Origin of the sequence: Shewanella sp. VB17, from assembly GCF_013248905.1 — a bacterium.
GTDB lineage: Bacteria > Pseudomonadota > Gammaproteobacteria > Enterobacterales > Shewanellaceae > Shewanella.
Genome location: NZ_JABRVS010000001.1, coordinates 3,922,164 through 3,945,960 on the forward strand (window position 1 = coordinate 3,922,164; position 23,797 = coordinate 3,945,960).

The window sequence follows — 23,797 nt, forward strand, 5'->3', positions numbered from 1 at the left end:
AAGCTGTAGAATATACCCAAGTGACTTCAAGATCCAGCATGTCGAGAAGTGGCAGAGTTCAAGGGCGTTAATTGCTCCTCGGTAACGGCTCCTGCATTACGTTAGTGCAACCAACAAGGGAGCAACCATTGTCAAATCGCTGCCTCATTCAACCATCTTATGTGAACTCAGCAATGAGCATTTTGAAGTGACTGGAGTATAAGTTTTCGAGACAGTTAATTAACAAAACCAAATCATGAGTAGCCATAAAAGTCATCATAATTTAGGCTCTGTTTAAACGTAATATTCATTTATACAAGACATATTCTAACGCATAAGAGATCTGATCGTAAGCAAAGCCTTGGCCCAAGAGATAGCGAGTTCGCCTAACTTTATCTTTATGATCTTCTATCTGAATGTGACCATATTTCTTTAACGCTTTTTTCTGCGCAAGCTCAAACCAATCATAATCACAGCTATCCAGAGCAAGATTTATTTCATTTTTATCAAGCCCCTTTTGCGCCATAACTTGTCTAATCCGTGTTGGACCATGGCCCTTATTAACATGGCTTCTAATGAGCAATTCTGCATACCGCTTATCATCAAGAAATCCGCTAGATTCACATCTATCTAACGCTTTTTCAATCTCAACAGATTCAAAACCTTTCAATTTAAGCTTGCATTGAACTTCATGGCGAGAGTAATCGCGGCGCGCAAGTTGCGCAACCGCAAAATAATGTGCTGAATGATTCATAACGATAATTAATTCAGAAAATTAAAATACTTCACCGGTTTCAAGATCAACATTTTCATCGCCGATACTTGAATCCGCAGCAGGAACAGCAGGCGTTAACAGCATCGCTCTTAGCGCGGTATCGATTTCTTCAGCAATCATCGGGTTTTCAAGTAAATGTTTACCTGCATTTGCACGACCCTGACCAATTTTATCACCTTTATAGCTGTACCAAGCACCCGCTTTTTCAACCAATTTATGAGCCACGCCTAAGTCAACCAATTCACCAGTGCGATTAATTCCTTCACCATATAAAATTTGAAATTCAGCCTGCTTAAATGGTGCTGCAATTTTGTTTTTAACCACTTTAACGCGAGTTTCATTACCAATGACTTCATCACGATCTTTAATCGCACCAATACGACGAATATCAAGGCGTACAGAAGCATAAAACTTAAGTGCATTACCCCCTGTCGTTGTTTCTGGGTTACCGAACATAACACCAATCTTCATACGAATTTGGTTAATAAAGATTAACATGGTATTAGTTTGCTTAAGGTTACCGGCAAGTTTACGCATAGCTTGACTCATCATACGAGCAGCAAGCCCCATGTGCGAATCACCGATTTCACCTTCGATTTCCGCTTTTGGCGTTAAAGCAGCGACGGAATCGACAACAATAATATCAACAGCACCTGAACGTGTTAATGCATCACAAATCTCTAACGCCTGTTCACCAGTATCTGGCTGTGAGCAAAGCAAGTTATCAATATCAACACCGAGTTTCTTTGCATAAATAGGATCGAGAGCATGCTCTGCATCGATAAATGCGCACACCTTACCTTCGCGCTGTGCAGCAGCTATCACTTCAAGCGTCAAGGTTGTTTTACCTGATGACTCAGGGCCATAAATTTCAACAATGCGACCCATTGGAAGCCCACCAGCACCCAAGGCTACATCTAAAGAAAGTGAACCAGTAGAGATAGTTTCAACATCCATCGAACGGTTCTCGCCCAATTTCATAATAGAGCCTTTACCGAATTGCTTTTCTATTTGGCCTAATACTGCGTTAAGTGCTTTCTCTTTGTTCGCGTCTATCTTCATTCCAGTATCCTCAGAGTCACAGCGATTACGCTGATTAAAAACTGTAATAGCTCCATCACTTCGTTAAAAGTGCTTTCAAAGAAGCTTCAATATGCAAACTAGTATACTGTATAGTCATACAGTATCAAGTGCTGTTCAAGATTATTTTTCTTCACTCATAATCACTCGATAATAAGTGCCTATTTAGACAGATATTATTCATTCGTATTTTTAATTAAAATTAACGACTCATGATGAGAAAATATTGCTAATATTGGCGCCAACCTTTATGGCCACTAAACATTCATGCGGCCTATTAATACGTCAGAAAAGAGACCTGCTGTAGAATGAAAGCGATCGCAACCCAAGATTTAGAAAAACATACACCCATGATGCGTCAATATTTGACGCTAAAAGCCGAAAATCCAGATGTGCTTCTCTTCTATCGTATGGGTGATTTCTATGAACTTTTTTACGATGATGCCAAAAAAGCATCTGAATTATTAGGGATATCGCTAACGGCAAGAGGTAAAAGTGGTGGTGATCCTATTCCAATGGCCGGCCTACCTTATCATGCCGTCGAGGGCTACTTAGCTAAACTTGTTCAACTCAGAGTTTCGGTCGCCATTTGCGAACAAATAGGCGACCCAGCGACATCAAAAGGTCCTGTCGAGCGTAAAGTTGTTCGGCTGGTCACACCTGGTACGCTTACAGATGAAGCCCTCCTTCAAGAGAAACAAGATAATCTACTTGCTGCTGTATATCATGATAAAACAGGATTTGGCTATGCCACCTTAGATATCAGCTCTGGTCGTTTTGTTGTTGCCGAATTAATCACATCTGAGGCATTAGAAGCTGAACTTCAGCGCACCTGCCCAGCCGAACTTCTTTATAGTGAAGACTTCAGTGAAATGAGCCTTATCGCAAGTTTAGAAGGTACACGTCGTCGCCCTGAATGGGAATTTGACTTTAATACAAGTCAAAAACTACTACGAGATCAATTTAACACAAAAGATTTACGCGGATTTGGTTTAGATGGTGCCCGTCTTTCTGTCCAGGCTGCTGGTTGCCTCATGCAATATGTTAAAGATACTCAGCGTACTGCACTGCCACATATCAATTCAATCGTTAGGTTTAATCAAGGAGACAGTATTATTCTTGATGCAGCGACTCGACGTAACCTTGAATTGACAACCAACCTTCAAGGTGGTCGCACTAATACCTTAGCAACCGTGTTGGATAATACCACCACACCTATGGGTAGCCGCATGTTGCAAAGGTGGATACATGAGCCATTACGTAATAAAAATCACATTGAAGCGCGTCAAAATGCCCTCGAAGAAATATTAGCAAATGGACTCTATGATGAACTTTACCCTTTATTAAAATCACTAGGAGACATCGAACGGATCACAGCAAGGTTAGCTCTAAGGAATGCTCGCCCTAGAGATTTTTCTCGTCTTAAACATGCCTTAGGGATACTCCCAGAGATCCAACAAATTCTAGCCAAATGCCAATCAGAACACATCAAATTGCTTGCCCGTAAGATCAGTGAATTTCCGCAAGAGCTGGCATTACTAGATAGTGCCATCATCGATAATCCTCCTATGCTTATCCGTGATGGTGGGGTATTAAAAACCGGTTACAATACCGAATTAGATGAATGGCGTGATTTAAGTCAAGGTGCGACAGATTATTTGGCAGAGCTTGAAGCAAGAGAAAAAGAAGCTACCGGTATATCGACATTAAAAGTCGGTTATAACCGTGTGCACGGCTACTATATTGAAGTCAGTCGTAGAGAGTCTGATCTTGTGCCCCTTAGTTATCAACGCAGACAAACACTCAAAAATACAGAACGGTATATTGTCGCTGAGCTCAAAGAACATGAAGAAAAAGTCCTGTCTAGCCAAGGTAAAGCATTAGCACTTGAGAAACAATTATGGGAACAACTTTTTGATTTAATTTTACCTCAACTTCATCCACTTCAGCAGTTTGCTCAAGGTGCTGCAGAACTTGATGTGATCACCAACTTTGCAGAGCGAGCAGATACGCTTAACTACCAAAAACCCATGTTAAGCGAAACCTCAGGAATACAAATAGAATCAGGTCGACATCCGGTTATCGAACAAGTGAGTCAAACTCCTTTTATCGCTAATCCCGTAGTACTGAATCCAACACGTAAAATGCTGATAGTGACAGGCCCGAATATGGGCGGTAAATCGACGTATATGAGACAAGTGGCTTTGATCACATTGATGGCACATATCGGCTGCTACGTGCCCGCTCAAAGTGCTATTATCGGCCCGATTGATCGCATATTTACCCGTATTGGTGCTGCAGATGACCTTGCATCAGGTCGTTCGACATTCATGGTTGAAATGACTGAAACCGCTAATATTCTTCATAATGCAACCCCAAACAGTTTAGTCTTAATGGATGAAATAGGACGAGGAACTTCTACTTACGATGGCCTATCACTCGCTTGGTCAGCAGCGGAATACCTCGCTCAGAAAATTCAAGCAATGACCTTATTTGCCACCCATTATTTTGAGCTCACTCAGCTACCAGAACTCATCTCAAATGTGGCTAATGTTCATTTAGATGCGATTGAACACGGTGATAGCATCGTCTTTATGCACGCTGTTCAGGATGGCGCCGCCAGTAAAAGCTATGGCCTTCAAGTTGCTGCACTGGCAGGGGTACCTAACTCTGTTATTTTAGCTGCAAAACATAAATTACATCATCTGGAAAGCCGTAATGCCAATCATTCTGAACGATCGTCATCACAAAGCATGCAACAAACAATGACATTTCCAGAACCAGTAACCTCTCTTCTTCAGGAGACGATGGACTCAATCAAGCCTGATGAATTAAGCCCTAAACAAGCACTAGACATCTTATATGAACTCAAGAAATTAAGTCATTAGATAACAATATTACCACCATTAAAAAGCGCACAATGAAGTGCGCTTTTTAATTATTGTTAACTCAAGTAAAATTAGCCTAACGTTAAACGGCTAAATTTTAAATATCGCCTCTACAGATAACCCTTGAGCGCTTAGCAGATCTTTAAGTCGCTTCAAAGCTTCTACTTGGATCTGACGTACTCTCTCCCTCGTCAGCCCAATTTCTTTTCCGACATTTTCAAGTGTCGAAGGCTCGTATCCCAACAGACCAAAACGACGTGCTAACACCTCTCTTTGCTTAGTGTTAAGTTCATCTAACCACTTAACCACCGACTTAGACATATCTTCATCCTGAACCTTATAGTCAGGACCGACATTATCATCATCAGCTAATACATCGAGCAACGCCTTATCGTTATCACCACCAAGCGGTGTATCGACAGAGGTGATTCTTTCATTAAGCTTCAGCATACGGCTGACATCTGAACTGGGAAGATCGAGTTTATCAGCTATTTCTTCAGCTGTAGGTTCATGATCTAATTTATGAGCTAATTCTCTTGCCGTACGTAGATAAACATTCAACTCTTTAACAACATGGATTGGCAGGCGAATCGTTCTTGTTTGATTCATAATCGCACGTTCTATCGTTTGGCGGATCCACCAAGTTGCATAGGTAGAAAATCGGAACCCTCTTTCAGGATCAAATTTTTCAACCGCTCTTATCAACCCCAAATTTCCCTCTTCAATCAGATCAAGTAGAGCAAGACCACGGTTGTTATAACGACGGGCAATTTTAACCACAAGCCTTAGATTACTTTCAATCATACGGTTACGGGACTTATCACAGCCTTTCAAAGCCTTACGTGAAAAATACACCTCTTCTTCTGCACTGAGTAAGGGGGAAAAACCAATTTCACTCAAATACAACTGAGTTGCATCCAGGTTTTTTTGCAAATCATCCTGAACTTGATTATCAAGCTCAGCTCCTTCTGCTTTTGTTCCTGTTGTTTCGGTAATAATGTCGGACTCAACCTTAGTTAAATCCACTAAAGGCTCTGCTACTGCTGTATTTGTTTTACGACCCATAAAATGATCTCCCAAATTTTGCTCAATTTGATTACTTCACGTTAATATCCTCCAATTGCCAAAACGGCCCTAAACCATTATTGCTTAGGTAAATATTTCATAGGGTTAACAGATTTACCATGATGTCGGATCTCAAAATGTAACATGATCCTATCCGTACCTGTATCGCCCATTTTCGCTAATGTTTGTCCAATGGTAACAAACTGTTTTTCTTTAACTAAGATACTATCTGCATGAGCATAAGCACTGAGGTAGTCATCACTATGTTTGACTATCACTAAGTTACCATACCCTCGAAGTGCACTACCTGCGTAGACGACTCGTCCATCTGCGGCAGCTTTAATTATGTCACCTCGGTTTCCCGCAATCTTAATTCCTTTATTTCCCTGCTCTTTGGCAGAAAAAGTACCAATCAACTTACCTTTCACTGGCCATTGCCAACGAGTAACAATTGTAGGTAATTCTTCTTTAGGCCTGTGGATAAGACCGTTAACATCTTGTTGACTAGTTGTTACAGAGTACGCATGATTTGGCTGTTGATCAAGAGATTTTTTTTCTGAGATTATTTGAGTCTTTTTTGTCGCAATATTTGAATTAACCTTTTGTTCCACAATAGGTTCTCCCTTATACACTGCGCTATTACGACTATTATTTGGTTTAACCTTAGCCACTGTGGCATTAGCTTCATTTAATTCCAAATTAAGGTTTAGCCTTTGACCAGGAAAGATTGTATATGGCTTCTTCAGCTTGTTTTTGTTAGCTAAATTGATAAAATCATTATCAGATGCCCACGCAATTGAATAAAGTGTATCACCTTGCTTTACGTAATAAAAATCAGATTTTAATGCTCCTTTAATATAAGCAGTCTTAACAGGCGTAGTCACGCTGGACACGGGAGCAGGTCGTTCGGACTGAAAACTACAACCAGTGATAACAAAACAAATAATACACAAAAATTGAACGTACCAGCTCATCTTTATTTTAACAACCAAAGAAATCACCTAACTCCATATAATTATTTACTGAAATAAATATTAATACCATAAAGTCAACGGATTAACAGCTTATAACTATGCAAGCTCACCATTGACTAAAGGTACAAAACGCACAATTTCTACCACTTTTGAACTGAACTTTTCACCTTGACGCACAACTTTTAAAAGCTGTTGTGAAGCCTCTCCAACAGGAATAATCAACACACCATTATCAGCAAGTTGAGTAAGTAAAGCCTCGGGGACGGTACTGGCTGCGGCTGTCACGATAATGGCATCAAAAGGTCCCTTATTAAGCCAACCTTTCCATCCATCCCCGTATTTAAAAGAGACATTATGTAAATCTAAACGTTTCAACCTTTGTCTTGCTTGGATCTGTAACCCTTTAATCCGCTCAACAGTGCATAACTCTGGAACCAGTTGCGCTAAAATAGCCGATTGATAACCCGAACCAGTACCAATTTCGAGCACCTTAGCAGGGCAATGTTCCAACAATAATTCCGTCATTCTGGCGACGATATAAGGTTGAGAAATCGTTTGCCCCATTCCGATCGGCAGGGCTGTGTTTTCATAGGCCTTATGTTCAAGTGCGGCATCAAGAAATAGCTCCCGAGGAGTATTAGCAACAGCCTGTAAAACGGTTTCATCCTTGAGCCCTAAATCACGCAAGTTTTTTGCTAAATTCAGTGCTGCCGTTGTCGCGACCCAATTCATATTCTATCTATCCACTGTTCCATTGATGTAATTTGATTAAATGCAGTGAGATCAACCGTTAGTGGCGTCACTGAAACAAACCCATTATTCACCGCGTGAAAATCTGTCCCTTCGCTAGCGTCTTGTTCTTCACCTGGTGGGCCTAGCCAAAATATATCACGCCCAGACGGATCCAAAGTTTTAACCATGCCAGCAGCCTTATGCCTAGCACCCAATCGCGTCACTTTAATTCCTTTAATCTGTTCGATGGGCAGATCTGGCACATTAATATTCAGAATTTGATCTTGGTCTATGGGGCTTTTTAACAAGCCTTTAATTATTTTACAGGTAAAATAAGCTGCACTATCATAATGCTTAAGTGTAGGGCCCACTAAAGAAACAGCTATGGCTGGCAATCCAAGAAAACGCCCTTCCATCGCTGCAGCCACAGTACCTGAATACAGAGTATCATCACCCAAATTAGCCCCTGCATTAATCCCTGAAACCACCATATTAGGCTCATCAGTATATAACTCCCTGATAGCCAAATGAACGCAATCGGTAGGTGTCCCACTTACCGACACATAACCATTATCTAATGTATTAATGCGTAAAGGGTTAGTTAACGTTAAAGAATTACTTGCACCAGAACAATTGCGATCAGGTCCTACAGTCATCACTTCATAGAAAACTGCCAAAGCATTGGTTAACGCCACAATCCCAGGTGCTGTGACACCATCATCATTACTTATCAGAATTTTTATCATTTATTTGCCAATGTCTATTTTCTTTTCGTTAACCTGAAGATCCTTGTTTACAATCCACTCAAATCTTTTCTTATTTGTTGACGAGCATGAAACTCACGATCGTTAACATCTTCATAATCAAAAATTTCTCTCAGTACAGATGTCGCATAGCAGCCCGCTGGTAACGCAAACTTAATAACTATCACATCATCACTTTGTTTCTCATAACTTAAATGTTGTGGCTCAGATAGCAGTGTACGACGTTCTTGCGTTAACCCCGCATGCTCTAAACCATCACGTTCAGCTTCAAAATCTGCTAACACCTTGGTTTCAAAATCTGCAGCTTCACCTTGTGGTAAAGAAGCTCCCCTGCCCCACATAGGTGCTGAAAGTTGAATGTCTTTTTCATCAAGACGTTTCACCATCGCATCATCCCACTGCTCAGCAGTAAAATAGCTTTTACTGCCAGCTAACATCACACAATCGCCAACCAACTTATCTAAACGATGTTCAACTAACCTTGCAGATACTGAAATATTAAACAAATAAGAACGAACTGCAGACAAATACATACTGCGTTTCTTTCTATCCTTCACTTTTCGCCCTGCTAGCATTTGACGACCAAATATGAGATTTTTACCATCATGACCGAACCTTTGTTCACCAAAATAGTTAGGTACACCGGTTTTATTTACCAGTTCGAGACGTTTAATAACCTCATCCATATGATCAACATTACGCAATGTTAAAGTAAAACGGTTACCTGCTAAAGCACCGATGCGCAATTTTTTATTATGGCGGCTACTGGATAAAATGGTTAACTGTTGACTATTCAGAGTTGCCCAATCTGGAGTCTCTTTTCCTGGTATCCGCACGCCAAACCACTGTTCAGTAATAGCGTTTTTATCTTTTTGACCAGCATATGTCACCTCTTTAGGATGGACATGAGCAAACCCAGATAAGAGGGTAGCAACATCATTAGTGTTCAGACCCTCTTTACGAATATGAAGTAAATGATGCTCTCCTTCACCAGTAGGTGTAAAAGGCAAAATTTCCTGAACTTGAAAGTCGCTATTATAAGTGCGTAGATCCGCTTTAGAAATGGGTTTACCGTGTAAAAAATGAAGTTCAATCATGGTGACTCTGTTCTCTCTATTGGGCAACTAATTAGGTACTAAATATGAATTTGACTCACTTTGAAATAACATAAGTGCATATTTATTATATTTTCTGCACTAAAATCACCGCTTCTACGGCGATCCCCTCTTTACGCCCAGTAAAACCCAATTTTTCAGTTGTTGTCGCTTTCACATTGATATTATCAAGTGCAGTCTCAAAATCTTGACATAATACTTGTCTTATCGCCTCAATATGAGGTGACATTTTTGGTGCTTGAGCAATAATAGTCACATCTAGGTTGCCAATATAAAAGCCTTTATCTTTAGCAAGTTGATAGCAATGACGTAATAAATGACGGCTATCGGCGCCCTTAAAATTAGTATCAGTATCTGGAAAGTGTTTACCTATATCACCCAGTCCTACGGCCCCAAGAACAGCATCACTAATGGCATGTAATACAACATCACCATCAGAATGCGCGATTAAACCTGTTTCATAAGGCACATTAACCCCACCTAATAATAAGGGTAAGTCACCACCAAACTTATGCACATCAAACCCATGACCAATACGTATATTCATTTTAAATCCATTCACTGACAGCCATCACTTAAACCATCAGCTCTAATAGGTTATAACGACAATTCAACGGAAAAATATCATTATAAAATTAATTAGCTAAAAATAATTTTGCTAGTCGAAGATCATCAGGATGCGTGATCTTAATATTTTCTACATTTCCCGAAATTAACCCAGGTGAAATCCCTGACCACTCCATTGCAGAAGCTTCATCGGTAATAGTGACATTCTCGGATAGGGCTAAACTTAAGTTATTTTTCAGCTCAGAGCCTAAAAAAAATTGCGGGGTCAATGCATGCCAAAGCTGCTCGCGGCAAACCGTTTTAGCTATGGTTCCATCACACTTACCCCGTTTCATTGTATCCCTAACTGGCGCTGCTAATATAGCGCCTTGAGGAAATTGTTCTCTCGATCCAATAAGCCTATCAATATCCTCATGAGTCAAACAGGGACGCGCTGCATCATGTACTAAAGCCCAAGTATCATCTTCAATGTCATGTAAACAAGCTAAAACAGAATCGGCACGTTCATTTCCACCGATCACGGTTTGTAGTTTAGGGTGAGATGCCTGAGCTAACGTATGAAATAGATTGTCATCTGGGTGCAGTGCCACCACCACCTTATTGATCTTAGGGTGCTCCAAGAGTATGAGTAATGTTAAGCTTAAAATGGTAGTGCCATTAATCTGAAGGTATTGCTTAGGGATCTCAGCCCCCATACGACTACCAATCCCTGCTGCGGGTACAATAGCAACAATCTTGTCTTGATGATCATTCATAATTCAAAGCTCATATTATATTAAAGAGGAGTTAATGACTCGACACTTCACTTGCTCGTTTATCACCGACAACACGAAAAAATGTTTCCCCTTCCTTTACCATGCCAAGCTCATTCCTCGCTCGCTCTTCTAACGCTTCAGTGCCACTACTTAAATCAATAATTTCCTCTCTGAGTACTTGATTTCTAGCAATCAACTTAGCGTTACTCGCTTGCTGGAGAGATATCTGTTCTTTCAGTTGAAACGATTCAGGTAGGCTGTTTGCTCCGACCCAAAGTTGGTGCTGCAACAAACCTAGCAGTGATGCCAATGCAAATAGGAGACGTTTCATTATGAGTTAAATTCCCACAGTTGAAAATTTGACAAACTTCTAGTAATAATAACAAAAAAGGCCACCTAGTGGTGACCTTTTCTAGCAAAGCTATCATTTAATTGCTATTAATGACGACGATTATCTAACCGATGACAACATTACTTGTATTGATTATAATTGGCCTTTAATTTCACGACGGCCATTATAAGGGGCTTTGTCACCCAATTGCTCTTCAATACGAAGCAATTGATTATACTTGGCTACACGATCAGAACGGCATAATGAACCCGTTTTAATTTGTCCTGCAGAGGTAGCCACTGCTAGATCGGCAATGGTTGAATCTTCCGTTTCACCACTACGATGTGAAATAACCACGGTATACCCTGCTTTTTTTGCCATGCTAATAGCAGCTAGCGTCTCAGTTAAAGAACCAATTTGATTAAACTTAATCAAGATTGAATTAGCAATGTTATTGTCAATACCACGCTGTAAAATTTTAGTATTGGTAACAAATAGATCATCACCGACTAACTGGATGTTATCACCCATAATTTTCGTCTGATATGCCCACCCTTCCCAATCTGATTCATCCAGACCATCTTCGATTGAAGCAATTGGATACTCTTCAGTCAATGATTTAAGGAAATCAGAAAAACCATTTGCAGAAAAAACTTTACCTTCACCCGTTAAATTATATTGGCCATCTTTATAAAACTCAGAAGCAGCACAATCAAGTGCTAATGTCACATCTTCACCTAGCTTATAGCCCGCTTTCTCAACAGCAACCTTAATCATTGCAAGCGCGTCTGCGTTAGAGGCTAAATTAGGTGCAAAACCACCTTCATCGCCTACAGATGTGCTCAACCCTTTGTCTTGTAATACTTTCTTCAGGCTATGAAAAATCTCAGCACCAACACGTAATGCTTCACGAAACGTCTTAGCACTAACGGGTTGAACCATAAACTCTTGAATATCTACATTATTATCGGCATGCTCACCACCATTTAAAATATTCATCATAGGCACGGGCATAGAATATTGGCCTGGAGTACCATTTAACTCAGCGATATGCGCATATAAAGGTATGCCTTTAAATGCAGCAGCAGCCTTAGCGGTAGCAAGAGAGACAGCCAGAATCGCGTTAGCACCTAGCTTATCTTTATTCTCTGTTCCATCTAAGTCAATCATCAATTGATCAATGTCAGCTTGAGATGTCGCATCTTTGTCCATCAGCACATCACGGATCGGCCCATTGATATTAGCAACCGCTGTCAATACACCTTTGCCCATATAACGAGCTTTATCGCCATCGCGCAGCTCTAATGCTTCACGACTACCAGTAGATGCACCTGATGGTGCAGCCGCCATACCGTAAAGTCCACCTTCTAAATGAACTTCAGCTTCTACTGTTGGATTACCACGTGAATCCATGATCTCGCGACCAATGACGTTAATAATTTTAGCCATAATTCCCTCGGTTTAAATTTAATAAAAATGAAATCTATTCACCAAAATCAACAACAAAAATTTTAAGGTTCATCAGCTAACTTTATAATGCATATACACCTAAATGGTACAAGGATATATTCAATTATATCCACTGTAAAATACAGTATCATCAAACAAGTTGCTGACAAACTTTATCTCTAATGGAGTCTTACTTTATCCTAAATCACGTTTTTGATATGCTGCTGCAGCGGCAATAAACCCAACAAACAATGGTTGTCCATCACGTGGCGTTGATGTAAATTCAGGGTGAAATTGACCTGCTACAAACCAAGGATGGTCTGGCAATTCAATCATCTCAACAAGTTGACGATCTGAAGACAGTCCACTAAATACAAGACCTGCTTCCTCAAGACGAGCTCTATAGTGATTGTTCACTTCATAACGATGACGATGACGTTCAACACAAGTATTCGCTTCATATGCCGCACTGGCTTTGGTGCCTTCTTTTAGGTGACAAAGCTGAGCACCTAGGCGCATCGTTCCACCGAGATCGGATTTTTCGTGACGCTCTTCAACATCACCATCTTCATTAATCCATTCTGTGATGAGGCCCACAACAGGATGCGGTGTTTCCTTATTAAACTCTGTTGAATGTGCGTCTTCTAAACCTGCAACATGACGAGCGAACTCAATCAGAGCAACTTGCATGCCTAAACAAATACCAAAATAAGGGAGGTTATTTTCACGTGCATACTTAGCAGCAACGATTTTACCTTCTACACCACGCTCACCAAAACCACCTGGCACTAAGATACCATCTAATCCTTGAAGCACTTCATCGCCTTTCGCTTCAACGGTTTGGGAATCAATATACTTTATGTTAACCGAAACACGATTAAACAATCCTGCGTGTTTAAGTGCTTCGTTAACAGATTTATAGGCATCAGGTAACTCAATATATTTACCTACCATACCGATAGTCACATCGCCGATAGGGTTGGCTTCTTGATAAATAACCTGTTCCCACTCATGTAAGTCGGCTTCAGGACAATCGATACCAAAACGTTTAACCACTAATTCATCTAAAGCTTGCGCCTTCAGTAGAGCAGGAATTTTATAAATACTGTCAACGTCTTTAAGCGAGATAACAGCGCGCTCCTCCACATTACAAAAAAGTGAAATTTTCGCTTTTTCATTGGATGGAATAGGCCTATCACCACGACATACCAGAACATCAGGTGCAATACCGATGGATCGAAGCTCTTTCACTGAATGTTGTGTCGGTTTTGTTTTCACTTCGCCTGCTGCACCAAGGAATGGCACTAAAGTTAAGTGCATAAACAAGGTGCGTTGACGACCTAATTCTACACCTAACTGACGAATAGATTCCAAAAATGGTAAAGACTCAATGTCACCAACCGTTCCACCAATCTCAACAATGGCAACATCATGGCCTTCACCACCTGCTAATACCTTCTCTTTGATGGCATTAGTAATATGTGGGATAACCTGAATGGTGGCACCTAAGTAATCACCGCGACGCTCTTTACGAAGCACTTCTGAGTAAATACGACCCGTAGTAAAGTTATTACGACGGTTCATCTTGGTACGAATAAAACGTTCGTAGTGACCTAAGTCAAGATCCGTTTCAGCACCGTCTTCTGTTACAAAGACTTCACCGTGCTGTGTCGGGCTCATCGTCCCTGGATCCAAATTAATATAAGGATCCAGTTTCATAATGGTTACATTTAGGCCACGGGCCTCTAAAATTGCAGCCAGAGATGCTGCTGCAATGCCTTTACCTAGTGATGAAACCACGCCACCAGTAACGAAGATATACCTTGTAGTCATTATGAACCTGAGAAAATGAGTTGGAAATACGTGCTTGTAATTAAGCACTAGGACGGGGAGATATTATACCAAAAAGCGAGCCATTCGACAAACAAGATTATTATAAAATGTTCATTTGATCGCTTACTCATGTGATTTTACTTCATTCCAGTATTGTTCTAGTTCATCTAAAGTATGTTCATCCATTGACTTATCTGATTGATTTGCAAATAATTCTACCCCTCTAAAACGCCGTTCAAACTTGCTGTTAGCACGCCGTAATGCTTGCTCGGGTTCAACCCCTAAATGCCGAGCAAGATTGACAACTGCAAAAAACAGATCACCCACCTCATCTTGTACTTTTTCTTCACTCACCTCTTGCTGCTCAACCTCATGGATAACTTCACTTATTTCTTCATGGATTTTATCAATGACTGGCCCAAGCTCAGCCCAATCAAAGCCCACTCGAGCAACCCGTTGTTGAATTTTTACAGCACGAGACAATGCAGGTAAACCCAATGGAATATTATCCAATACAGAATGTTGATTTTTATCAGCACGCTCTTTCGTTTTTATCTTCTCCCAATTCTCTTTAACCTGCTCGGCGCTCATCTCTTTTAACGACCCAAAAACATGAGGATGACGGGCTGTCAATTTATGACAAATTCTATCTACCACATCACCAAAATCAAACATCCCTTTCTCTCTACCCAGCTGACAATAAAAAACCACTTGAAACAGAAGGTCGCCCAGTTCATCGGGTAATTCATCGATGGCGGCTCTCTCTATGGTATCTGCCACTTCATAGGCTTCTTCTAAGGTAAATGGAACAATAGTGTCGAAACTCTGAGCCTTGTCCCAAGAACAACCTGTTTGAGGATCTCTGAGCTTAGTCATAATGTCTATCAGAGGTTGAATATCGTTATTGTGCATCACCACATCCTAAAATTATTTACTGGAACATAAAAATGGCGACCTAAGTCGCCATTTTTAACATTATCAAAGTTGTTACACTCTTCTTGCTTCACTCACGCCTTCAATCTGAGTTAGTTTAGCCATCACACGTGAAAGCCCATCTAAATTATACAGCTCAAGTTCAAGTTCAATCATTGCTGTTTGTGTTTTCACATCTGATGATGAACTCATGGCCATCACATGAGACTTTTCAGCTGCTAAAACCGAAGTGAGATCCTTAAGTAACCCAGAGCGATCATTGGCAATAATACGTAAGCGTATTTTGTAACCGCCAGAGTAATGCTCCCCCCACACCACATCAACGGCTCGCTCAGGTTGTACTCTTATCAACTCTTTCACCTGCTCACAATCAGCACGATGAACAGAAATACCTCGGCCTTTGGTAATAAAACCGAATATTTCATCACCCGGTACAGGCCGGCAGCAACGAGCGATATGACTCATTAAATTACCAACACCGTTGACTTCTACCTGACCTCTATTTTCTTTCTTCGATTTAATTCCGCCCTTTTTAACCAGATCTTCAACTGCTGTTTCATCATCAATCTGGTTAATATGCATCTGACTTTGGACATGATTAACCACTTGATTAAGACGTACATCTCCTCCTCCGATACTCGCCAATAAATCATCCATACTCACTAAATTAAAACGCTCGACGGCACTTTGAGCATCTTTAATTTTAAGCCCAGATCTGGCTAATTCCACTTCTAACATTTCTTTACCTGCAACGATATTTTTATCTCTATCTTGCTGTTTAAACCAATGTTGAATTTTAGAACGAGCCCGTGAAGTTCGAATATAACCTAAATTAGGATTTAACCAATCACGCTTAGGGTTGGGATGTTTAGAGGTAATAATTTCAACACGCTGGCCAGTTTCGACTTGATAAGTAAAAGGTACAATACGACCATCAACCTTAGCACCAATGCACTTATGTCCAACATGTGAGTGAATATAATAAGCAAAATCCAGCACACTAGATCCTAATGGCAAATCGACAACTTCACCACTGGGTGTAAATACATACACACGATCTTCAAATACTTGGCTACGCACCTCTTCAACCAAGTTACCACTTTCCGCCACATCCTCCTGCCATTGAAGAATTTTACGTAACCAGTTTATTTTTTCTTCATAACCACTTTGCTTACCCCCACTTGCCCCTTCTTTATACTTCCAGTGTGCTGCCACCCCGAGCTCTGCATCCTCATGCATCTGCTCTGTGCGTATTTGTATTTCAACGGTTTTCCCTTCTGGTCCAACGACTATCGTGTGAATAGATTGATACCCATTAGGTTTGGGATTAGCCACATAATCATCAAATTCACGTGGGATATGATGCCAAAGAGTGTGCACAACACCTAGCGCCCCATAGCAGTCTTGTAGTCTGTCGGTGACGATTCGTACCGCGCGAACATCAAACAGTTCATCAAACTTGAGATCTTTACCTCTCATTTTCTTCCAGATACTGTAGATATGTTTAGGACGACCATAGACTTTCGCTCTGATTTGATCTTTATCGAGTCTAGTCTGAAGTTGTTGAACAAAATCATCAATAAAAGTCTCACGATCTAAACGCTTACCATCAAGCTGCTTCGCTATCTCTTGGTAAGTTTTTGGATGTAAGTAGCGAAAAGAGATATCTTCAAGTTCCCATTTAAGCTGACCAATACCCAGCCTGTTAGCTAGGGGTGCGTAAATATCTGCAATCTCACGTGCCAATAAGACCCGCGACTCTTCACTGGCATTTTTACTTTCTCTAAGCAGGCAAATCCGTTCTGCTAGTTTAATAACCACTGCGCGTACATCTTCGACCATCGCCAGTAACATACGACGAATATTATCTATTTTGACATCACTGGTACGTGACTGATTATTGACTTTAAGAGCACCAATGGCATTCATTGTCTCGACACTCATCACTAATCGGGAAAGCCCACTACTAAATCTCTCCTCTAGTGCCGCTTTGGATAAGATGCCAGCATCAAAGACAATAAACAATACTGATGCTTGCAAGGTTTCAATATCCATATTTAATGGCGCTAAAATCTCAATCATCTCTCTGGCGCGTGCAAGCCAGGTAGTATTATCTTGTTTGCTATTGGCAAGCATGATCTCGATACGGCTGATAAGTTCGAGCAATATTTGGGCTTCATCCGTATCACTAATGTAACGGTTGACCCACTCTTCCAGCTGAAAATTAGGATCGCTAAAATGTGCTTCTCGAACAGATACCATCTCAATCTCATCCTTAACGTTAAATCAAAAACAATGGACCACTAAAAATTTACGTAATACAAATCAATCATATTAAATTCCAAACAATTTTGACATTATTTATCTCAAGTTCAAGTTAATTCAAACAATGCCATGGATTCAATGTGATGCGTTTGTGGAAACATATCAATTAACCCCATTTTTTTCAGTTTATAGCCATGCTTTAACAAGGATTCACTGTCTCTGGCTAAACTTGATGGATCACAGGAAACATAAACTATCGCTTTAGGCTTCATCTTTTTCAACCACTGAAGGCTTTCAAATGCCCCCGCTCTTGCTGGATCAAGCAATAACTTATCTACTTTTCCTAACCAAGGTTCTTGTGACAGATCAGCACTTAAATCTGTGTGAAAAAAACTCACATTAGACAAACCACTTTGCTTGGCATTGATTCTCGCTTGAGCAACCATCTCTGGTACACCCTCAACCCCAATGACTTGCGCACCGGATTTAACCAGCGGCAAGCTAAAATTCCCCACACCGCAAAAAAGATCCAATACACGCTCACCAGACTTAACTTGCAGCCATTCAACAGCCTGTTCAACCATAGCAGCATTAATATTCCCATTAACCTGAACAAAACTTCCCGGTGTAAAGCTCAACTTCAGTTCACCGTTTAAGGTATAAAAAGGACGTTCTTTAGAGCCTTCGAGTACAGAAAAATCCCCCTCATTGCCCTGTACAATCAAATTTATGCCGTGTTGCTTGGCAAACAAGCTTAATCTTTCGTTATCATTATCCGATAACGACTTTGTCATTCTCACAACAACAAACTGGCCATTATCAACATCAATAAGCTCAACATGGCCTAAAGCCTTTCTGCCTGACAGTTGATTTAACACCTTAGATAGCGGTGAGATTAACACCGTCAGTGCTGTCGCAAGAACCGGACAATCAGTGATACTGATCACCTCTTTACTCGATTTCGCTCTAAAACCTAACGTGATTTTTTTTGTCTCTTGATTATAATAGGTTGCTAAGCGTGCACGGCGACGATAGGCCCATTGCTCACTGGTAATAGCAGGCGCTAAGGTTTCTACTTTGGCATGACTCAATTTTCCCATCAATCCGATCAAGACAGATTCTTTATGGCTACGTTGCTTATCTAATGCTAGATGCTGAAGATCACAACCACCACACTCATTGTAATGACCACATTTAGGCTCCACTCGATCCTTTGAGCTAGACTCTAGTGTTAACAGCTTGGCTCTAGAATGGCGTTTTTTCTGGTCTGTTAGCTGAACTGTTACTTGTTCGTCAGGTAAGACACCTGAAATAAATACAACTTTACCTTGATATTGAGCAATACCAGCCCCTAAATGATCCAATCGGGCCACTTTGAGTGATATTTTTGCCGAGAGCTTCGTTGAACTGTTTGGTTTTGCTTTAAAAAACTGTGCCATTTAGGCCTCTAAATCAATAATAATACTGGCCAAGACAACCTGACTTCTGGCAGTCTAGTGTAACGTGTGTCGAGAACGAGGTAAATCAGCGAACCTAATGAATAAAGCTTACAACATGACAAAATATAGCCTTAGATCATGGGTGCTTGTATTGGCGTTAGCCCCGACGATCCTTGTTGGCATATTATTAGGGAGTTATTTTACCATAAATCGTTTTTATGAACTCGAAGAAACACTCATCGAACAAGGTGGCAATATTATTGAACCGCTTGCGATTGCCGCAGAGATAGGACTGAAGAATAAAGATTTTGAAACAACTAAAAAATTAATCACCGCAGCCCAACTTAATAAATCATCTTTAGTGCAATTCATTGCCATTTTTGATAATAAAAACAATATAGTAGTAACCTCTCATCACTATAAAAACCACGAACTTATGCGCTATAACAAGCCACTAAGTTCACTACTAAGAACGGAGTTGGAGCAAGTCGGTGATAGTTTCATTTTACGCAGCCCTATTTTCTCCTCCGATTATGATCTTCAATTAAATGCTTTTGATTTCAAAGATCCACAACAATTAATACCAACGAAGTTGGGCTACATTGCCATACTCGTCAATAAAGAGAACTCCTTACTTGAGCAGCACAGAGCGGCTGTAGCTGCCTTTATTATTGTATTGATCGGTGTTCAACTTAATCTACTCTTTACCTTTCGTCTGGTTAAAAATGTAACACAACCTATTACAGAGATGGTCAGAGTGGTGGCTAAAATTCGAGAAGGTAAACTCGATACCCGAGTCAATGGTAATTTAATTGGCGAGCTGGATTTACTGAGACGTGGCATAAATGCCATGGCGAGTTCACTATCGGAATACCATGACGAGATGCAACAAAATATAGATCAAGCAACTTCAGATCTAAGAGAAACATTAGAACAGATTGAGATCCAAAACGTTGAGTTAGATTTAGCTAAAAAACGCGCACTTGAAGCAAGTCGAATTAAATCAGAATTTTTAGCCAATATGTCACATGAACTCAGAACACCACTTAATGGCGTGATAGGATTTGCTAAGCAGCTCTTAAAAACACCTTTACACTCAAGCCAACAAGACTACATCAACACCATCGAAAAAAGTGCAGCAAATTTACTCAAAATTATTAATGACATTTTAGACTTCTCTAAGCTAGAAGCAGGAAAACTGGTGATAGAGAGCTTACCTTTTTCCTTACGTGAAATTATCGATGATACCGTCACTTTATTGTCAAACAGTGCCAGAGAAAAAGACATCGAACTGGCTATTGACATCGACCCTACTATCCCAGATGACCTCTGTGGTGATGCGATGCGATTCACTCAGATCCTCACCAATTTAATCGGTAATGCAATTAAGTTCACTGATAAAGGTAGCGTCCACTTAACTCTTAAATTAACAGAAAGCACAAAAAGTAAAGTCAACTTTCGGTGTGAAATAACTGATACTGGTATTGGCATAGACGCCTATCAGCAAGAAATACTGTTTCAAGCCTTCGGGCAGGCTGACTCCTCTATTTCACGTCGCTTTGGCGGAACAGGCCTAGGCTTGATCATCACTAAACGCCTAGTCAATAGAATGGGCGGACAAATTGGCTGCCAATCTGAAGCTGATGTTGGATCAACTTTCTGGTTTACTCTTCCTTTAGAAATTAGCCAATATCCTGTCATGAATTTTCTGGAAACCAAAACATTACTCAATAAAACCCTGCTTTTACTAGAGCCAAGAACACTGTCAAACAGCATATTAATGAAACATTTTGATCAATGGGGAATGAAAACAACCAGTATTCATTGCATCGATCAGTTATCAACACATTCCCCCAATAAATCGCTTATCTATGACTATGGTATTGTCAGTTGTAAGGCACTCAATCCAGATGTCGATTTTTCCATTCAATTGAAAACAATTAAGGCACAATGCCAATATGTAGTTCTCTTATTTTGTACGAATAAACAAGAATTGCACACCGTTTTAGGCTCAGTGGACAAAATTTTACCTGCGCCGGTCAGTGAGAAAACCTTAGCTCAAACACTTATCGACCCAAAATCAGACAGAACGTACCAACGTCAGGATAACAGCCAACCTAAGCCTATTTTCAGAGAAGCCTTAAATGTACTGGCTGTGGATGATAACCCTGCAAACCTGAAATTAATTGATACCCTTTTAAAAGAACTCGTCAGTCAGGTTACGGTTATCAATAACGGTAAAGGCGCGGTAGAAATTGCCCAAGAACGCAGTTTTGATATGATATTTATGGATATACAGATGCCTGGCACTGATGGGATCAGCGCAACTAAGCAGATCCGTCAGCATTCTTTAAATCGTAATACACCTATCATTGCAGTAACAGCTCATGCTATTGCTGAAGAAAGACAGTTAATCCAACAAAGTGGTATGGACGGTTACCTGCCTAAACCTATCGATGAAGCCGCACTAAAAGGAGTGATCAATCGATGGAAAACTCGCCCTAAATTTACCCATTTCGATCCCTTCACCCTTAATTGGGAGCTTTGTTTAACCCAAGCTAACCAAAAGACTGATCTCGCACTTGATATGCTTAAAATGTTAGTCGTATCCCTGCCTTCTACCACAGAACACATAAAAAGAGCATTAGAGGAACTGAATCAAAAATCAATGCTTTCATCTGTACATAAACTTCATGGAGCTTGTTGTTATTGCGGCGTACCAACAACACAAAAACTTTGCCAGGCGATTGAATCTAGCTTAAAGCATGGTGCTGCTGTAGAAGATGTCGAACCTGAAATACTTGAGTTACTTGACGAGTTAATTAAGGTAGAATCGGCAGCAAATCAAGTGATATCACAGTTATCAACGGATATAATAGATGACAACAAAACTAGGCTTCTTTAAACGTGTAAAAGCATTAGACCTTCAGCAGAAAAAAGTATTCGCCATCGCTTTATGCCAGCGCATGTTGCCAAATTATCAACTTTTTTCTGAAGTCTGTGAATTTGGCGATCCTCAGGTATTAGACACAGTGCTAAACCTATTATGGCAATCAAGCTATGATTCAAAATTAAAGTTGAATATCGACATTTACTTAGAAAGATTGGAGCTTATAACACCAGATCCGGCTAATTTTGATGTGTACGGCGTTTATCCTGCTATGGATGCAACCACGGCATTGATCGCGCTGTTAAGTGCAATACAAAGCAAAGTCGAAGAAGATATTGTCAATATAAGTAAACTATCATCAAGTACAGTAGCCAATTACATCGAAGCGATTTCAGAAGTAGAACTTGATGAAGAGGCATTCGATGACTACATTTTTAATCATGAAGTTATGCTGGATGAAAAAGCTCTACAAGAAAATTTATTAGAGCTCATTGAAGATAATCCTAAACTTAACGCTGAGTTTATTAAGTCATTACGTAAAGATATTATCGATGCAGGTATATCCAATATTGGGATTGGTACACAAGAAAACTAACTTTTATACCCAAAACCTCAAGATGCTGAATCCTGCATCTTGAAGTCACTTGAGTATAAGCACCATTTAATTATTTATGAATAAAAATAACGGTGGGAATTAAAAACACAGATTAATACTACTCAAATAACCCCCTAACACCAGATCGAAAACAACGCTGATAATCAAAGTGAAACACTGTGCCAATGAAATGACGAAGTAAATTTAAACACGGCCTCTTTATATCCGTAGACCCAAGATCGTAGTCCACATGACACCCGTTATGGTACTTTAGTTCGGTACACACCCTATTTGGAATTACTGCTCATGTCCCCCATCCTTACCCCATTATTTACTGTTATCTTCATGATGCTCTTGGGATCATTAGTGCAAAAAATAAAACGACTTCCAGCCAATACAGATCTCGTCTTGAACCAGTATGTTTATTACGTGGCATTTCCTTCCATCATGTTAATTGTATTGGCGAAAACTCCCATAAACGAAATATTACAATGGGGATTTATTGCTGGTTACAGTCTCGCCATGATGATCACTTATCTACTGGTGATATTAATATCCAACCTTACTAATAAGGGACGTGCTGACTTAGCTGCATTAAGGGCACTAAACACGACATTCGGTAACACCGCTTTTATTGGGATGCCTATGTTGACCATGTTATTTCCCAAGCAAAGCAGTGCCCTGACAGCCGCTGCAATTGCAAGCTTATTATCTGTTATTATCTTCGCTTTAGCCCTTGTCTCTATTGAGCTATACCAAAAAAAAGTGACTGGAGTGAAAAAGGAAGTCGAACAGTACTCACCGCTGTTCACTATTATTCTTTCCTTAATGCACAACCCTGTCGTTATCGGCAGTAGTATTGGTATACTCCTATCTGCCACCCAATTCGAGCTATTTGATCCGCTCTCTATTGCGCTAAAGCAAATAGGCATGACATCTACTCCTTGTGCCCTCTTCGCTATCGGCATGGTTCTGGCTAAAGTGAACACACATCAGGACACTCCCGATAACAAAAAATCTCTTTGCAACACAATTATCGAGCTAAGTTGGATAAATTTGGCTAAATTATTCATCCAGCCAGTACTAGCCTATGTTTTACTGTCGGCTTTCAACGTCAAGGGAGATTATTTCATAATGGGTGTGTTATTAGCTGCGCTTCCGACCGCTGCGAGTGTCTTCCTATTAGCAGACAGATACCAAATTAAGGTCGTAATGAGTGCGCAAGCCATAATGCTAGGCACTATACTAAGTATGTTAACCTTGCCTTTAATCGAGAATGTGCTCCATTAAAAAATAGTATCCACTGAACACTAGGACGGCCCTATATTTACCTGTCCAAGCAGAAAAACATCAAGCTTTATGGCACGA

Annotated in this window: 19 protein-coding genes; 4 read left to right on the plus strand and 15 right to left on the minus strand. The window is 40.3% G+C overall.

Going from position 1 to position 23,797, the window contains the following annotated elements:
• Positions 1-286: 286 nt before the first annotated feature.
• Both HQQ94_RS16945 and recA read right to left on the minus strand, forming a co-directional pair.
• A complete protein-coding gene (locus HQQ94_RS16945; protein ID WP_173295509.1) occupies positions 287-733 on the minus strand; it encodes a regulatory protein RecX in 447 nt (148 codons plus the stop codon).
• 21 nt (positions 734-754) lie between these two features.
• A complete protein-coding gene (gene recA, locus HQQ94_RS16950; RefSeq protein WP_173295510.1) occupies positions 755-1,816 on the minus strand; it encodes a recombinase RecA in 1,062 nt (353 codons plus the stop codon).
• Positions 1,817-2,142: 326 nt separating this feature from the next.
• Between recA and mutS the strand changes: the two genes are divergently transcribed.
• Positions 2,143-4,722, plus strand: coding sequence for a DNA mismatch repair protein MutS (gene mutS / locus HQQ94_RS16955; protein ID WP_173295511.1), 2,580 nt, complete (start codon positions 2,143-2,145; stop codon positions 4,720-4,722).
• 90 nt (positions 4,723-4,812) lie between these two features.
• On the opposite strand, the gene rpoS is transcribed toward mutS, so the two are convergent.
• The 13 genes from rpoS to rlmD form a co-directional block, all read right to left on the minus strand.
• The gene (gene rpoS / locus HQQ94_RS16960) at positions 4,813-5,787 is read right to left on the minus strand and encodes an RNA polymerase sigma factor RpoS (protein WP_173295512.1); all 975 of its coding nucleotides are present in this window, start codon (positions 5,785-5,787) and stop codon (positions 4,813-4,815) included.
• A 77-nt stretch (positions 5,788-5,864) separates the two neighbouring features.
• Positions 5,865-6,761, minus strand: coding sequence for a peptidoglycan DD-metalloendopeptidase family protein (locus HQQ94_RS16965; RefSeq protein ID WP_173296691.1), 897 nt, complete (start codon positions 6,759-6,761; stop codon positions 5,865-5,867).
• A 96-nt stretch (positions 6,762-6,857) separates the two neighbouring features.
• The gene (locus HQQ94_RS16970; protein WP_173295513.1) at positions 6,858-7,493 is read right to left on the minus strand and encodes a protein-L-isoaspartate(D-aspartate) O-methyltransferase; all 636 of its coding nucleotides are present in this window, start codon (positions 7,491-7,493) and stop codon (positions 6,858-6,860) included.
• Entirely contained in the window at positions 7,490-8,239 is a 750-nt protein-coding gene (gene surE / locus HQQ94_RS16975) for a 5'/3'-nucleotidase SurE (protein WP_173295514.1), read from the minus strand. Before surE ends, HQQ94_RS16970 begins: the two co-directional genes overlap by 4 nt.
• A 47-nt stretch (positions 8,240-8,286) precedes the next feature.
• Positions 8,287-9,354 carry a tRNA pseudouridine(13) synthase TruD gene (gene truD, locus HQQ94_RS16980; RefSeq protein ID WP_173295515.1) on the minus strand — a complete coding sequence of 356 codons (1,068 nt, stop codon included), beginning with the start codon at positions 9,352-9,354 and terminating at the stop codon, positions 8,287-8,289.
• A gap of 85 nt (positions 9,355-9,439) precedes the next feature.
• Complete coding sequence (gene ispF / locus HQQ94_RS16985) at positions 9,440-9,919, minus strand: 2-C-methyl-D-erythritol 2,4-cyclodiphosphate synthase (RefSeq protein WP_173295516.1); 480 nt, start codon at positions 9,917-9,919, stop codon at positions 9,440-9,442.
• Positions 9,920-10,007: 88 nt separating this feature from the next.
• Complete coding sequence (gene ispD / locus HQQ94_RS16990) at positions 10,008-10,694, minus strand: 2-C-methyl-D-erythritol 4-phosphate cytidylyltransferase (RefSeq protein ID WP_173295517.1); 687 nt, start codon at positions 10,692-10,694, stop codon at positions 10,008-10,010.
• A 31-nt stretch (positions 10,695-10,725) separates the two neighbouring features.
• Positions 10,726-11,025, minus strand: a complete 300-nt coding sequence (gene ftsB, locus HQQ94_RS16995) for a cell division protein FtsB (protein WP_173295518.1) — start codon at positions 11,023-11,025, stop codon at positions 10,726-10,728.
• A 153-nt stretch (positions 11,026-11,178) separates the two neighbouring features.
• On the minus strand, positions 11,179-12,474 hold the full coding sequence (gene eno / locus HQQ94_RS17000; RefSeq protein ID WP_173295519.1) for a phosphopyruvate hydratase: 1,296 nt from the start codon (positions 12,472-12,474) through the stop codon (positions 11,179-11,181).
• Positions 12,475-12,669: 195 nt separating this feature from the next.
• On the minus strand, positions 12,670-14,307 hold the full coding sequence (locus HQQ94_RS17005; protein ID WP_173295520.1) for a CTP synthase: 1,638 nt from the start codon (positions 14,305-14,307) through the stop codon (positions 12,670-12,672).
• A 123-nt stretch (positions 14,308-14,430) separates the two neighbouring features.
• Positions 14,431-15,219, minus strand: coding sequence for a nucleoside triphosphate pyrophosphohydrolase (mazG, locus tag HQQ94_RS17010; RefSeq protein WP_173295521.1), 789 nt, complete (start codon positions 15,217-15,219; stop codon positions 14,431-14,433).
• A 75-nt stretch (positions 15,220-15,294) separates the two neighbouring features.
• A complete protein-coding gene (relA, locus tag HQQ94_RS17015) occupies positions 15,295-17,502 on the minus strand; it encodes a GTP diphosphokinase (protein WP_173295522.1) in 2,208 nt (735 codons plus the stop codon).
• 110 nt (positions 17,503-17,612) lie between these two features.
• A complete protein-coding gene (gene rlmD / locus HQQ94_RS17020; RefSeq protein ID WP_173295523.1) occupies positions 17,613-18,944 on the minus strand; it encodes a 23S rRNA (uracil(1939)-C(5))-methyltransferase RlmD in 1,332 nt (443 codons plus the stop codon).
• Positions 18,945-19,041: 97 nt separating this feature from the next.
• On the opposite strand from rlmD, the gene barA reads away from it, so the two are divergent.
• The 3 genes from barA (at position 19,042) to HQQ94_RS17035 (ending at position 23,719) form a co-directional block, all read left to right on the plus strand.
• Entirely contained in the window at positions 19,042-21,849 is a 2,808-nt protein-coding gene (barA, locus tag HQQ94_RS17025) for a two-component sensor histidine kinase BarA (RefSeq protein ID WP_173295524.1), read from the plus strand.
• Positions 21,824-22,429: a YjaG family protein gene (locus tag HQQ94_RS17030; protein ID WP_173295525.1), complete on the plus strand. Its 606-nt coding sequence runs from the start codon at positions 21,824-21,826 to the stop codon at positions 22,427-22,429. The genes barA and HQQ94_RS17030 overlap by 26 nt, the downstream gene beginning before the upstream one ends.
• Before the next feature lie 306 nt (positions 22,430-22,735).
• Positions 22,736-23,719, plus strand: a complete 984-nt coding sequence (locus HQQ94_RS17035) for an AEC family transporter (RefSeq protein ID WP_173295526.1) — start codon at positions 22,736-22,738, stop codon at positions 23,717-23,719.
• Positions 23,720-23,797 lie beyond the last annotated feature (78 nt).

Excerpts from the sequence above, each read along its gene's own strand:
- HQQ94_RS16945 (WP_173295509.1), bottom strand. The coding sequence starts at position 733 with ATGAATCATTCAGCACATTATTTTGCGGTTGCGCAACTTGCGCGCCGC.
- recA (WP_173295510.1), bottom strand. The coding sequence starts at position 1,816 with ATGAAGATAGACGCGAACAAAGAGAAAGCACTTAACGCAGTATTAGGC.
- mutS (WP_173295511.1), top strand. The coding sequence starts at position 2,143 with ATGAAAGCGATCGCAACCCAAGATTTAGAAAAACATACACCCATGATG.
- rpoS (WP_173295512.1), bottom strand. The coding sequence starts at position 5,787 with ATGGGTCGTAAAACAAATACAGCAGTAGCAGAGCCTTTAGTGGATTTA.
- HQQ94_RS16965 (WP_173296691.1), bottom strand. The coding sequence starts at position 6,761 with ATGAGCTGGTACGTTCAATTTTTGTGTATTATTTGTTTTGTTATCACT.
- HQQ94_RS16970 (WP_173295513.1), bottom strand. The coding sequence starts at position 7,493 with ATGAATTGGGTCGCGACAACGGCAGCACTGAATTTAGCAAAAAACTTG.
- surE (WP_173295514.1), bottom strand. The coding sequence starts at position 8,239 with ATGATAAAAATTCTGATAAGTAATGATGATGGTGTCACAGCACCTGGG.
- truD (WP_173295515.1), bottom strand. The coding sequence starts at position 9,354 with ATGATTGAACTTCATTTTTTACACGGTAAACCCATTTCTAAAGCGGAT.
- ispF (WP_173295516.1), bottom strand. The coding sequence starts at position 9,919 with ATGAATATACGTATTGGTCATGGGTTTGATGTGCATAAGTTTGGTGGT.
- ispD (WP_173295517.1), bottom strand. The coding sequence starts at position 10,694 with ATGAATGATCATCAAGACAAGATTGTTGCTATTGTACCCGCAGCAGGG.
- ftsB (WP_173295518.1), bottom strand. The coding sequence starts at position 11,025 with ATGAAACGTCTCCTATTTGCATTGGCATCACTGCTAGGTTTGTTGCAG.
- eno (WP_173295519.1), bottom strand. The coding sequence starts at position 12,474 with ATGGCTAAAATTATTAACGTCATTGGTCGCGAGATCATGGATTCACGT.
- HQQ94_RS17005 (WP_173295520.1), bottom strand. The coding sequence starts at position 14,307 with ATGACTACAAGGTATATCTTCGTTACTGGTGGCGTGGTTTCATCACTA.
- mazG (WP_173295521.1), bottom strand. The coding sequence starts at position 15,219 with ATGCACAATAACGATATTCAACCTCTGATAGACATTATGACTAAGCTC.
- relA (WP_173295522.1), bottom strand. The coding sequence starts at position 17,502 with ATGGTATCTGTTCGAGAAGCACATTTTAGCGATCCTAATTTTCAGCTG.
- rlmD (WP_173295523.1), bottom strand. The coding sequence starts at position 18,944 with ATGGCACAGTTTTTTAAAGCAAAACCAAACAGTTCAACGAAGCTCTCG.
- barA (WP_173295524.1), top strand. The coding sequence starts at position 19,042 with ATGAATAAAGCTTACAACATGACAAAATATAGCCTTAGATCATGGGTG.
- HQQ94_RS17030 (WP_173295525.1), top strand. The coding sequence starts at position 21,824 with ATGACAACAAAACTAGGCTTCTTTAAACGTGTAAAAGCATTAGACCTT.
- HQQ94_RS17035 (WP_173295526.1), top strand. The coding sequence starts at position 22,736 with ATGTCCCCCATCCTTACCCCATTATTTACTGTTATCTTCATGATGCTC.